This is a genomic window from Ruminiclostridium cellobioparum DSM 1351 = ATCC 15832 (assembly GCF_000621505.1).
Lineage (GTDB): Bacteria > Bacillota > Clostridia > Acetivibrionales > DSM-1351 > Ruminiclostridium > Ruminiclostridium cellobioparum.
On sequence record NZ_KK211296.1, the window covers coordinates 32,423 to 45,885 of the forward strand.

Below are 13,463 nucleotides of genomic sequence, written 5' to 3' on the forward strand. Positions count from 1 at the left end.
ATTTATAGGGTACAAAACTGCCGGCCTTAAGTCAAGCTGCAAAAAAGTTATATTAATAAAGTTATATTAATAACGGAGTTATTGGCCCTGCCGGATTCATTAATGCCGCTGGCCGGCGGATTGACCCTTTATGCTTCCATAAAGTTTACGGCAGGCAAATTGGTTTGTCTGATTAATTCTGGGTACAAATTATTATAGACACATTACCTTACTGAATGTACAATATCTTTTAGCAAGCGTCATTTTATTACTATTTATAGCGTGCAGGAGCACCGATATGGAGGTAAGCGAGTGTGAGACTCAGAAGGAAACCCTGGGCAAGGCCTGAATTGGCAGCATGTCCTTTTTATATTGACAATCCGCCCGAAGTGAAGGGGAAATGGAGGGAACTGTTTGGGAACGACAGCCCCATGCATCTGGAACTGGGATGCGGAAAAGGCGGATTTATTTCAAAAGTTGCCGCTGCCAATCAACAAATAAACTATATTGCGGTGGATATAAAAAGTGAAGTGCTTGCGCTTGCAAAGCGCAAGATAGAAGCGGAATATGCCGCCGCAGGAATAACTGAAATAAACAACATCAAGCTGATGTCACAAAATATTGAGCTGATAGATGACATTCTGGCTCCCACAGATGCAATAGAAAAAATATATATAAATTTCTGCAATCCCTGGCCCAAATCTCCCTATAAAAAGAAGAGGCTGACACACGGGAAACAACTGACAAGATATAAGACTTTTTTAAAGCCTGGCTCTGAGATATGGTTTAAAACGGATAATGATGAACTTTTCAGGGAATCGGTTAAATATTTTGAAGAAAATGGGTTTATAATAAAGTATACCACAGAAGATTTACATGCCAGCGGCTTTACAGATAGTGTCCCCACCGAACATGAAATAATGTTTTCCAGGGAGGGCATAAAAATCAAATTCCTGGCAGCCGTATATATGGAATAAAGTGCTGATGTTAATGGCGGATATTAATAAAACGATGATATTAACAGCCGGTATTAATAATGGATATAGTTATTTGCAATATTAATATATAAACTACCAAAATACAAATTGTTAAGGGATTGAGACATATGGAATTTTATAAACAAATATCGAAATATTATGACTATATCTTTCCTGCGGGTGAAGAGCAGGTAAAGTTTATAAAGGAAGTGGCGGGCAATCCGCCCAGGAACTTACTGGATATAGCATGCGGAACGGGAGGGTATTCCCTGGAGCTGGCAGCGCAAGGCTATAATGTGACTGCTGTGGATCAGGATGCCGGAATGCTTGAACAGCTCAGCAGCAAAATGAATGGAGCCGGAGGTTCACTGAATATTGTGCAGGCTGATATGGTCGGGGTTGATGAAAAGCTGTCAACAAAGTTTAACATGGCTTTTTGTATTGGCAATTCCCTGGTCCATCTTGAAAATCTGCAGCAAATAAAAGAGTTTCTGGCAAGCGTGAAAAATACCCTGGAAAGTGACGGTAGTCTTGTACTGCAGATTATGAACTTTGATAGAATATTGCTAAGAGAAATAAAAAGCCTGCCCACAATAGAAAATAAAAGTGTCGGGCTTACATTTGAAAGAAATTATGATTACAATAAGCAGGATAATACAATAGCTTTTAAAACAAGGCTTACTGTGGAGGGGAAAAGTCTGGATAACCAGGTCGCTCTTTACCCTCTGAGGCAGGATGAACTGACAGAGGCTCTCAGCCAGGCCGGCTTTAAAAAGCTAAGGCTCTTTGCCGATTTTAACGGCAATGAATTCGATAAGTATAATTCATTTATGCTGGTATTGTGGGCCAGACAAAAATAAACCGGATGAAAGTGAAGGATAATTTTACATGAGCAGAATTGGTCAGGAAATAAATAAATTAAGGCTGCAAAAGGGCTTGTCGGCAAAGCAGCTGGGAAGGACCCTGGGAGTTTCGGAAAGTTTTATCCTTGATATAGAGTCGGGAAAGAAGATAATCAGCGACGATATGATAGGGAGGGTATCAAAAGCCCTGGATTTTGAACTTGGCCCCATAGGCCTGTTTGCCTCGGAGGACAGCAATACCGTCAAGTATGAGGGAAATGTGAAAAATGCCGCGGCAAGCGCTGGCGCCGGAAGGGTTCCGAATACCACCGTACAGCCCAAGGTGCTTCAAAGCCAACCTGTACAGGAGGTCTGGGACGATGCCTTCGGAAATATTCTGAAAACCGTGCCGGTATATGACTATAAAATGGACCGGTTGATTGAAAAAAAGCTTTTACCCATCGAAAAGAACAAGGTGGAAGGTTTTCAAAAGGAAAAAGTGTTTTATTTGAATATCCAGGATGCCGATATGTCGGGCTTTAGGATTTTTAAAGGCGACAGAGCCCTTTGTGTATTGACCGGTGATATTGAAACGGATGGAATTTATTTTATTGAATATAATGAGACAAGAGCAGTGAGACAGGTAAAAAGGCTTCAGGCCGACAAGCTATTGCTGGTAAGCAATAAGGGGACTCTGGTTACCGAGACCATCAGCACTAAAAATGTAAAAGTCATTGCCAGACTGGTAAAGCTTGAAATCTCACTTTAGTTATAAATTGTAATTGTATATGAAGGAGTACATATGCAGAAGCTTGTAAAATCCCGTTCAAGAACAATTGGGTTACCACCCGGGACGCTTGTCCACATCGGAGAAAAAAAGCGTGAGACCACATTAATAACTCTGATAGATTATGATGAGGAAAACTTTGAGCAAAAGTCCATTGACTCAAGAGGACTGGAAAATCTTCAGAACAGGGAAGCAGGCATAAGATGGCTGAATGTTGAGGGGCTGAGCGATGTAAATGTGCTTGAAACCATGGGCAGGATATTCAATCTGCACCCGCTTATTTTGGAGGATATCTTAAATACCGACCAGAGACCCAGGATAGATGTCAATGATGACTATATCTTTATCTGTGCCAAAATGCTTTTTTACCATAAGGAAGCTGGAGAATTCGAAATAGATCAGGTGAGTTTCATACTCGGGAGAAATTATGTAATATCCATTTCGGAAAAGGACACCGATGTATTTGAACCTGTGGTAAAAAGATTGCAGCAGGGAATGAGCCGCTTCAGAAAGCTGGGCGCCGATTACCTTGTTTACAGCCTGCTTGACGTAATTGTGGACAATTATTTTGCCGTGCTGGAAGTGTTTGGTGATCAGGTTGAAACAGTTGAGGACGAAATGGTTGTCAGGACCGGCAGGCAAACCCTGGGAACCATTCACAAGCTGAAAAGGCAGATATTGTTCCTGCACAAGTCGGTATGGCCCCTGAGAGAGGTGCTGTCCTTCCTGGAGCGCGGTGAAAGCCTGCTGGTGCAGGAGAGTACCGAAATATATATACGTGATCTGTATGACCATATCGTACAGGTCATGGACACTACCGAAACTCTCAGGGATATTTTATCAAGTATGCTTGATGTATATCTTTCCAGCAGCAGCAACAGGATGAATGAAATAATGAAGGTTCTCACCATTATTTCTACCGTATTCATGCCGCTCTCCTTTATTGTGGGAGTATACGGAATGAATCTGAAGAATATGCCCGAATTGAACTGGCCCTGGATGTACCCTGTTTTATGGATGATCATGCTGGGAATATCGGTATTCATGCTTATGTATTTTAAAAGGAAAAAATGGTGGTGATTATAAAATATTGTTTTAAATTTCACTTTCTTGGTATATAATATAAATGCGAATGATTCCTGTTTGCGCCATTTATATTAGGAGGATGATTTTGATTACAAATAAAAATATCAGGAAAGAATCTAAAAAGAGACTGACAGCGCTGATTTTAGCTGTTGCCGGCATATTCGGCATAATTACTCTGGCCGGCTGTACGGCGGCCGAAAACAAAAAAAATGATGACGGCACCTACACCATAGTTACATCCTTTTACCCCATCTACGTTTTTACAAAGAATATAACAGCCGATATACCGGATGTGGAGCTTATCAATATGACCGAGCCGCAGACCGGTTGTCTTCACGATTATCAATTGATACCCGCAGACCTTAAGACGCTGGAAAAGGCGGATGCTTTTGTAATAAACGGAGCGGGCATGGAGGCCTTTATGGATAAAGTCATAAAGCAGCAGCCGGATTTGGACATCGTCGAGGCCTCAAAGGGCATTGAACTGTTAAAGGACGACAACGGTGAGGAGAATCCCCATGTGTGGGTGGGTATATCAGGGGCCATCAGTGAGGTGAAAAACATCGCTGAGGGACTGGCGGCCTCCGACACAAAAAATGCCGCCGCTTACAGGAAAAACGCCGATAAATATGTAAAATTGCTGGAACAGCAAAGGGAAAAGATGCACCAGCAGCTGGACGGCTTTAAAAACAAGGATATAGTGACCTTCCATGAAGCTTTCCCATACTTTGCAAAAGAGTTTGGGCTGAATATTGTTTCTGTTGTGGAGAGAGAACCCGGAACCGAGCCAAGTGCGGGAGAACTTGCAGAATTGATAGATAAGATCAGAGAAACAAAGGTAAAGGTTCTCTTTGCAGAGCCGCAGTATTCCCAGAAATCAGCCGGGTCTATTGCAAAAGAAACGGGGGCGAAGGTATACATGCTTGATCCTGTTGCCACAGGAGAGAGAAATGCTCCTGCAGACAGCTATATAAAAGCCATGGACCAAAATTTGAAGGTGCTGGTAGAGGCTTTCAGTCAGAATCAATAACGTGTAATGAATATTGATATAGTGCTCCCGTACTAACTACAAAAAATGGATAGCTCACAAAGCACATGCCTGAATTTTGTACAGCTTATCACAAATGTTTTTGCTGTCACAGAACACTCGACATCCTGTCTCGGGGTTCTGTTCAAATCGGCTTCCTGCCGATTTGCCAGCAAAAACACTTGTGCTTCGCCTACAAATTCAGGCATGTGCTTTTAATAGAGCTTTCCATTTTTTGTAGTTGTACTCGCGCACTATAATTAATATTAATTCAGGTATTTAATTCTGTACTTTTTTATATCCCGCATTGTCTTGCGGCACAGTTCAACCTATATTCCTATTCTGCCATTTTCTTAAGCTTTGTGTATTTCTCTCTGGCATGTTCTTCAGCCTTGCTGAACAAATCTTCGGCCTCTTCAGGGAACTGCTTTGCAAGAGAAGAGTACCTGACCTGGTTCATGAGGAAATCTCTGAAGCTTGACTTCGGTTCTTTCGAATCAAGACTGAAGGGATTTTTGCCTTCCGGCTTGAGATCGGGATTGTATCTGAACAGGTGCCAGTAGCCTGAAGCAACCGCATCGGCAGAGTTCGCTATACTTCTTCCCATACCGTCCTTAATGCCGTGACTGATACATGGAGCATAAGCTATGATGATTGAAGGCCCCTTATAGGCTTCGGCTTCAGCTATTGCCTTGAGCAGCTGGTTCCTGTCGGCTCCTATTCCGACCTGTGCAACATAGACGTTGCCGTAAGTCATCATCTGGGCTGCCAGGTCCTTTTTGGCGGCTTTCTTTCCTGAGGAGGCAAACTTTGCAATTGCCGAGGTAGGAGTTGCCTTTGAGGCCTGACCGCCTGTATTTGAGTAAATTTCGGTATCAAAGACCAGCACGTTGACGTCATCGCCCGAGGCAAGCACGTGGTCCAGTCCGCCATAGCCGATATCATATGCCCAGCCGTCACCGCCCACAATCCATACCGAGCGCTTGACCAGGTAGTCCTGTTTTTCCAAAAGTTCTGCTATCAGCTGTGCCTGGAGCTGGTCTTTTGGAGTATAGGCCTTGATTGCTTCGAGAAGCTCTTCGCTGGCTCCCTTTGAAGCCGCTCCATCCTCAACGCTCTCTGTCCATGCAATGAGCCCGGTTTTAAGGTTTTCGTCCACATCCGTGCCTGCAAGCTGAAGAGCAATGTCAGTGATGCGTTCTCTTATCTGTTTGATGCCCAGATACATACCGTAACCGAATTCGGCATTATCCTCAAACAGTGAGTTGGCCCAGGCAGGACCCTTGCCTTCATTATTTACGGTATATGAGCTGGTCGGGTAGGAGGCGCCCCATATGGATGAGCAGCCTGTGGCATTGGCAATCATCATGCGGTCTCCGAAAAGCTGTGTTACAAGCTTGATGTATGGTGTTTCACCGCAGCCTGCGCAGGCCCCGGAGAATTCCATGAGAGGCTTTCTGAACTGGCTGTCCTTGATTGTCTTGCCGCCGAAATTTCCGCCCTTATATGAAATCTTGTTGGTAGCAAAATCATAGTTGGGGATTTCGTGTTCGGTCTGGGTGCTGAGCTTCTTCATAACCAGTGCCTTCGGTTTTGCAGGACATACATCGGCACAGTTGCCGCAGCCGGTACAATCCATAGGACTTATTTGTATTCTGAACTGGTATTCTTCCATTCCCTTGCCCACAGCCTGTTTGGTTATGAAGCTTTCAGGCGCATCAGCCAGCTCTTCCTTTGTTGCAAGAACAGGTCTGATGACTGCATGAGGACATACAAGAGAACAGATATTGCATTGTATGCAGGTATCGTGATTCCATTCAGGAACGTTAACAGCGATGCCGCGCTTTTCATAAGCTGAAGTACCGTTGGGAAGAGTTCCGTCTTCCAGTTCCACAAAGGCACTTACGGGAAGGTCTTCACCCCTCATGGCATTTATGGGACGAAGCATGTTCTTGATGAAATCAGGTTCGTCAAGGGTTGGCTGTGCAGTATCCTGTGCATCCTTCCAGGCCTCGGGAACATTAATTTTGACCACGGAATTTATACCTTTGTCAATTGCTTCCTGATTGATTTTTACAACGTTTTCGCCTTTTCTGCCATAGGTTTTGACAACCCCTTCCTTCAAGTAACGGACAGCGTCATCCAGGGGGATTATGTTGGCCAGTTTGAAGAATGCGGCCTGCATTATCATATTGATTCTGTTTCCAAGGCCGATGTTCTCGGCAATTGAATATGCATTGACAGTATAGAACTGTACATTGTTCCTGGCAATCTGACGCTTTATTTCTGCGGGGAGATGTTCTTCAAGTTCCTTTTCATCCCACAGGCAGTTCAGTACAAAGGTGCCTCCGTTCTTAATGCCTTTCAGCAGGTCATACTGGTTTACATAGGATTGGTTGTGACAGGCAATGTAATCGGCTTCATGAACAAGGTAGGCAGACTTTATGGGCTGGTCCCCAAATCTCAGATGGGACATGGTAACACCGCCCGATTTCTTTGAATCGTACGCAAAGTAAGCCTGCACATATTTGTCGGTATGATCGCCGATAATTTTTATGGCCTGCTTGTTGGCACCAACAGTACCGTCGGAGCCCAGTCCCCAGAACAGGCTCTTGAAGGTTGATTTGGGAGTGGCATTGATGTGTTCGTTAATATTGAGAGATGTATTTGTCACATCATCCACTATGCCGATTGTAAATCTATCCTTGGGGCTTGACTGTTTCAGATTGTCATAAACAGCCTTTATATGAGCCGGGGTTGTATCCTTTGAAGCCAGGCCGAAACGTCCTCCCACAATCAATGGAGCGTTTTCGATTCCGTAATAGGCAGCTTTTACATCAAGGTAAAGGGGTTCGCCGATTGCGCCCGGTTCCTTGGTTCTGTCCAGAACGGCTATTTTTTTAACTGTCTTGGGAATTACCTTCAGTAAATGTTTGATTGAGAAGGGCCTGTATAAATGAACCTTTACAAGGCCGTATTTTTCCCCGCTGCCGTTCAAATAATCAATGGTTTCCTCAATTACGTCGGTGATTGACCCCATTGCTATTATAATGTTTTCAGCATCGGAAGCGCCGTAATAGTCAAAGAGGCCATGTTTTCTGCCTGTGAGCTCTCCGACTTTGTCCATATATTCTTCCACAATGTTGACTATATTGTCGTAGTATGGATTTGAAGCTTCCCGGTTCTGGAAGTATACATCCGGATTCTGAGCTGTTCCCCTGGTAACAGGATGATTGGGTGACAGGGCCCTGTTCCTGAACTCTTTTAAGGCCTGGTAATCTATCAGACTTGCCAGATCATCATATTCGAGGGCTTCTACCTTCTGTATTTCATGGGAAGTCCTGAAGCCGTCAAAGAAATGCATGAAAGGAAGCCTTCCCTTGATTGCCGCAAGGTGCGCTACCGGAGCTATATCCATAATTTCCTGGACCGAGCCTGAAGCAAGCATAACCACACCTGTCTGTCTGGCGGCCATTACATCCTGATGATCTCCGAATATGGACAGAGCCTGGCTTGCTATAGCTCTGGCGCTGACATGAAAAACGGCAGGCAGGAGTTCTCCCGCTACCTTGTACATGTTGGGTATCATCAATAAAAGTCCCTGGGAAGCAGTAAAGGTGGTGGTCAGAGCTCCCGCCTGCAGTGAACCGTGCAGCGTTCCGGCTGCTCCCGCTTCCGATTGCATTTCTACAACACGGACCTTTTGTCCGAATATATTCTTTTTGCCCTTGGCAGACCATTCATCTACTGATTCTGCCATATTGGACGATGGCGTAATAGGGTAAATGGCAGCCACATCGGTATATGCATAAGAGACATACGCGGCAGCCGTATTACCATCCACCGTCATTTTAATTTTCGACATAAAAAAATCACCCCGTTATTTTATTTTTTACTTAGAGTCTACTACCGTTATCTACCCATTTTTTTGCTTCTGAAACGCCTTCTTCATCAGGAATGATGACATCGGTGTGCTTCTGTTTTGTCTTTTCCATGGTCCATGCTGCGGTGCCCTCATTATCTGTGGGTCTGTGCGCTGTCATTCGCCTGTTGTCGTGTCCGTCAAGCTGTGCATCTTTTTTGCCCATAATTTACCTCCATACATCGTTATTTTTTGGAATTATATTTTAGTTTTTCTTATTTAGGGTTATTTATTCTATATACTTATATTGATACAAATAATTACCACAAATATGATATGTTTATGAAATATAAAATGGAAAACAGGAAAAGAAGAAAAGTATAAAACCGATAAAGAATTGATGAAGGTTCGATAAAAGTTGGATGTTAAGAAAATGGCTGTACCGAAGCAGGAAATAAATAATACACATAAATAAAATTCCGTCCGGATTATATTTCAGACGGAAATTTCACACTGGTACACGGGAAATTCAGTCGCCGGTGTCAAAGGACGAAACACCGCCTCGTATGATGCCGCGTCTTATTTTTAAATTTTCAATATTGCGGATGAAAACTCCAAAGCATTTGCTCTCAATGGTTCCTCCGTCAATTATTACCCTGGGGCTGTAATATTCGTTCCAGCTGTACAGGGAGCAGGAAGCTTTAATGGTTCCTCCGTACAGATTCAGAGCACCGGAATGGTAAAAATATATTCCAATACCATTTGAATAAGTATTTTCAATAAATCCGCTTCTGGTTGAACTGGAATCCAAAACGGTCAGCGAACCTTCCAGATATATGGTGCCGTCACCGTTGTAACTGCTGATATTATAACCCGCCAGATCAATAACTATATTCTGGTTTTGGCAGATATAAATGTTTCTGTTGAACAATTTTATATCCGAATGCAGTGTAATCAATGTTTCTTTTGAGGTCGATACGGAATTGATAGCCTCTTGGAGTGTGGTATAATAAACACCGTTGACAGACACCTGCTTAGTGCTTCTTAAAGCGTTGAAAGTCTCCTGGAGTGTAGAATAGGCTACACTGTTAAATGAGAACTGTCTTAAACTTTTCAATTTAAAAGTTGTTATTGTTGATGCTTTAGTTCTGAGCTTATAGTCTGTCTTAAAATTAAATCCCTTTTTATTCATGAAGTATCTCGCCTCTTTTGATATAATTTTAAACTATAATTACTTAACTACTTTTATAAAATTATTTAAATTTTAACATATTTTACTATAAATAATAAGGAGGTCGTGCAATTCAATGTCAAAACGTGCAATTCCATACGAAATAATGTCGAGGCGTTGAAAAAATGCTCTCAAACATGATATAATTCAAGAAAAATAGAGGGAAATTAATATGAAGATAGCCATTTGTGACGATAATAAATTTGACCGGGCTCTATTAAGTGAGTACATACTGCAATACGCCGAAAATACCATGTCCATTGTGGAACTTGTTGAGTTTGACTGTGGAGAGGAGCTTTTAAGCGCCTTTACAAAGGAGCAGTTTAAAATTTTATTTTTGGATATATATATGACGGGTATAAACGGTGTAGCCGTAGCTGAAAAAATCCGGGAAACCGACGAGGAATGTAAAATAATTTTTACTACTTCAAGCCTGGAACATAAGAGCGACGGATTTGAAGTGGCAGCTACTCATTATCTTGTAAAACCCATTACATATGAACAGGTCGGAAAAGCCCTGAATCGCTGTAAGAAGGTTCTCAATTCAAATGCAAGATGCATTGAACTTACCGTTAATAAGGAAATTATAAAAATTCGGTTAAAGGACATATATTGTATTGAGGCAATGAGGAATGGAGCAGTAATCACTACCAGGCTGGAAACACTCCGGGTTCATTATTCCATGACCAGCATGGAGGAATTATTGACAGATAACAGATTTCTGCGGTGTCACAGAGGGTTCATAATCAATATGGATCACATATCACTCATGAAAGATGATGTGTTCATAATGAAAAACGGGTTTACCATACCAATAAGACAAAGTGGAAGAAAAGCCATAAGGCAGGCTTTCATGGATTACAAAAGTCATCAGTAAGGTTGTATACAAAGCTTCTGCAGAAATGCAGGAGCTTTAATATTTTATACAGGCATAGAATATTGTATAGGCCAAACTGTATTTTTGTATACTAATTTTGCACTAAGAAGCTTATCATAAATATATAATAAATTAGACAGTCAATTCACTGATAATTAGTACTATGTCAACCCTAATTCTATATATTACCGATGGTTGAATCTCCGTATTACTGCGTTGTCGTCAATGGCAATACATACAGGATTACTCATTCCTCCGCCTTGTACTCATCGGTAATATACATTTTAGAGTTGACATAGTACTAGAAGGATGGCTATTATGCAGAAAATAAACCTTAACTTCGGCTGGCAGTACAAAATGGATTTTTGTGAAAAATATTTATCGGGCAGTGATGACAGTAATTTTGAATTGGTCAACATACCCCATACCAATATAATCCTTGATTATAATAATTTTGATGAGTCGGAATACCAGTTTGTGTCCTGCTACAGAAAGCCGGTTAATATTGCCTGTGAATTAAAGGGAAAAGCTCTCCTTCTGAGGTTTGAAGGAATAGCCTCACATGCCCGGCTATATATAAACGGCAGCTTTGTTGCCGAGCATTCGGGCGGTTATACGCCTTTTGACATAGATATTTCTGATCAGGTCATATACGGAGCAGGTAATTTATTTGTTATAGTGTGCGATTCCACCGAGAGAGAAGAGATTCCGCCCTTCGGAAAAGTCATTGACTATCTGACATATGGGGGGATATACCGCGAGGTATATCTGGAGGTCCGGGAAAAAACCCATATAAAGGATATATTCGTAAGAACCCTTGATGTACTTGCACCGGCAAAAATCCTGGATATGGATGTGGAGCTTTCCCGGGTGTGTCCGGGAATGTCCGTTGAATTCAAACTCAGCAGCAGCCTGAACGAGCCGGTAAGCAGATTTAACTGCACAATTGGGAATTCTGCAAAAGGAAAAGTCACGGGAAAGGTTTCGGGCGTCCGGTTATGGGATGTTGAAAACCCCGTACTCTATACTTTGCAGGCAATATTAAAAATAAATGATACCGAGGTGGATTCCTATGAGGTCAGGTTTGGGTTCAGAGAGGCCATATTCAGAACAAACGGCTTTTATCTCAACGGAAAAAGAGTAAAGCTTATGGGCTTGAACAGGCACCAGGCATACCCTTATACGGGTTATGCCATGCCGGAAACAGCCCAGAAGAAGGATGCCGATCTGCTGAAATTCGAACTGGGAGTAAATATGGTGAGGACGTCCCATTATCCCCAATCCCGGCATTTCCTTGACAGGTGTGATGAGATAGGATTGTTGGTATTTGAGGAAATACCAGGCTGGCAGCATATTGGAAATGAAAAGTGGAAGGAATTATCCTGCCGGAATGTAAGGGATATGATCCTCCGGGATAGAAACCATCCCGCCATAGTCCTGTGGGGTGTTAGAATAAATGAATCTGCAGACTGCGACGACCTTTATGTAAAGACAAACAGAATAGCACATGAACTCGATAATACCAGGCAGACCGGCGGAGTCAGGAATTTCAAGGACAGCAGGCTTCTCGAAGATGTATATACCTACAATGACTTTTCCCATCACGGCTCAAATGCTGCGCTGGAGCTGCCCTCAAAAGTTACGGGTACAAACGCCCCTTACCTTGTAACGGAGCACAACGGTCACATGTTTCCCGTAAAGCGCTTTGACAATGAGGGCAGAAGACTTGAACACGCCTTGAGACATATGAGGGTATTGGACAATATGCTGGGCAGTGACCGGATAAGCGGCGCCATAGGATGGTGCATGTCGGACTACAATACCCATAAGGATTTCGGCAGCGGAGACAGAATATGCTATCACGGTATCAGTGATATGTTCAGGATACCAAAACTGGCGTGGTACGTATATGCATCCCAGCAGGACCATACACCCGTCCTTGAAATCTCCTCCTCCATGGATATAGGTGAACATTCCGGAGGAGATCTGGGAACGGTGTATGCCTTCACAAACTGTGACCATATCAAGCTGTACAAGGACAATGAATATATTAAGACCTTTTATCCCGACAGGAAGCTGTTTCCCAATCTTAAGCATCCGCCTGTCAGAATAGATGATTTTATAGGTGATCTCCTGACAAAATATGAGAATATCTCTGCAAAGGATTCGCTCAGGATGAAAAATATTCTCCGCCATGCCTCCAAATATGGAATGAACCTTCCCCTGAGTTCAAAGCTGGCGATGGGCAGGCTCATGCTTAAATACAAACTGTCAATGGATGACGGAATGAGGTTGTTTGGCACCTATGTAAGCAATTGGGGAGGCCAGCGGATAAGTTTCAGATTTGAAGGCTGCAAAAACGGCCAAATAGTGAAGAGCGTCGTCAAGTCAACGTCTGAAAGTACACATCTTGAAGTTCGGCCCGACAGCGGGGAGTTGATTGAAGCCGATACCTATGATGTCACCAGAATTGTAGTGAGGGCGTTGGATCAGAATGACAACCTGATGAATTACGCAATTGATGCCATGGTTATTGAAACGGAAGGACCTATTGAAATCATAGGCCCAAAATGCATAGCACTTATTGGGGGAGCCCGGGCCTTCTGGATAAAGACTGCAGGACGCTCAGGCAGGGCACTTGTAAGGATAAAATCTGAAAAATACGGCATGCATGAGGCCGAGTTTGAGATAAAAAAGTTTTTAAGGTAACGGTTACCGCTGGAACAGTAAATGGATTAACGGGTTGTGCCGGTTAATTTTGACGGTTGCTTTACCTGTATGATTTTTATATCAAC

At 42.9% G+C, this 13,463-nt stretch carries 10 protein-coding genes; 7 read left to right on the forward strand and 3 right to left on the reverse strand.

Annotation, left to right across the window (positions count from 1 at the left end; all coding sequences use genetic code 11):
• Nucleotides 1–293 precede the first annotated feature (293 nt).
• From trmB to T344_RS0126265, 5 genes are all read left to right on the forward strand, one after another.
• The gene (trmB, locus tag T344_RS0126245) at nt 294–956 is read left to right on the forward strand and encodes a tRNA (guanosine(46)-N7)-methyltransferase TrmB (RefSeq protein WP_027631172.1); all 663 of its coding nucleotides are present in this window, start codon (nt 294–296) and stop codon (nt 954–956) included.
• A gap of 128 nt (nt 957–1,084) precedes the next feature.
• On the forward strand, nt 1,085–1,816 hold the full coding sequence (locus T344_RS0126250) for a class I SAM-dependent methyltransferase (protein WP_027631173.1): 732 nt from the start codon (nt 1,085–1,087) through the stop codon (nt 1,814–1,816).
• A 28-nt stretch (nt 1,817–1,844) separates the two neighbouring features.
• Nucleotides 1,845–2,567: a helix-turn-helix domain-containing protein gene (locus tag T344_RS0126255; protein WP_027631174.1), complete on the forward strand. Its 723-nt coding sequence runs from the start codon at nt 1,845–1,847 to the stop codon at nt 2,565–2,567.
• 33 nt (nt 2,568–2,600) lie between these two features.
• Entirely contained in the window at nt 2,601–3,665 is a 1,065-nt protein-coding gene (gene corA, locus T344_RS0126260; protein ID WP_027631175.1) for a magnesium/cobalt transporter CorA, read from the forward strand.
• Between the two features lie 91 nt (nt 3,666–3,756).
• Nucleotides 3,757–4,701, forward strand: a complete 945-nt coding sequence (locus tag T344_RS0126265; protein WP_117407547.1) for a metal ABC transporter substrate-binding protein — start codon at nt 3,757–3,759, stop codon at nt 4,699–4,701.
• A 334-nt stretch (nt 4,702–5,035) separates the two neighbouring features.
• On the opposite strand, the gene nifJ is transcribed toward T344_RS0126265, so the two are convergent.
• The 3 genes from nifJ to T344_RS29390 all read right to left on the reverse strand — a co-directional run bounded on the left by nifJ (nt 5,036) and on the right by T344_RS29390 (nt 9,752).
• On the reverse strand, nt 5,036–8,563 hold the full coding sequence (gene nifJ, locus T344_RS0126270; RefSeq protein ID WP_027631177.1) for a pyruvate:ferredoxin (flavodoxin) oxidoreductase: 3,528 nt from the start codon (nt 8,561–8,563) through the stop codon (nt 5,036–5,038).
• A 31-nt stretch (nt 8,564–8,594) separates the two neighbouring features.
• Nucleotides 8,595–8,786: a CDIF630_02480 family spore surface protein gene (locus tag T344_RS0126275; RefSeq protein WP_004627982.1), complete on the reverse strand. Its 192-nt coding sequence runs from the start codon at nt 8,784–8,786 to the stop codon at nt 8,595–8,597.
• A 303-nt stretch (nt 8,787–9,089) separates the two neighbouring features.
• Nucleotides 9,090–9,752 carry a hypothetical protein gene (locus tag T344_RS29390; protein ID WP_051572311.1) on the reverse strand — a complete coding sequence of 221 codons (663 nt, stop codon included), beginning with the start codon at nt 9,750–9,752 and terminating at the stop codon, nt 9,090–9,092.
• Nucleotides 9,753–9,963: 211 nt separating this feature from the next.
• Here T344_RS29390 and T344_RS0126285 point away from each other — a divergent pair, with 211 nt between their 5' ends.
• Nucleotides 9,964–10,668, forward strand: coding sequence for a LytR/AlgR family response regulator transcription factor (locus T344_RS0126285; protein ID WP_027631178.1), 705 nt, complete (start codon nt 9,964–9,966; stop codon nt 10,666–10,668).
• Nucleotides 10,669–10,986: 318 nt separating this feature from the next.
• Nucleotides 10,987–13,377 (forward strand): glycoside hydrolase family 2 protein, encoded by a 2,391-nt coding sequence (locus T344_RS0126290; protein WP_034863290.1) that lies wholly within the window; start codon nt 10,987–10,989, stop codon nt 13,375–13,377.
• Nucleotides 13,378–13,463: the final 86 nt, after the last annotated feature.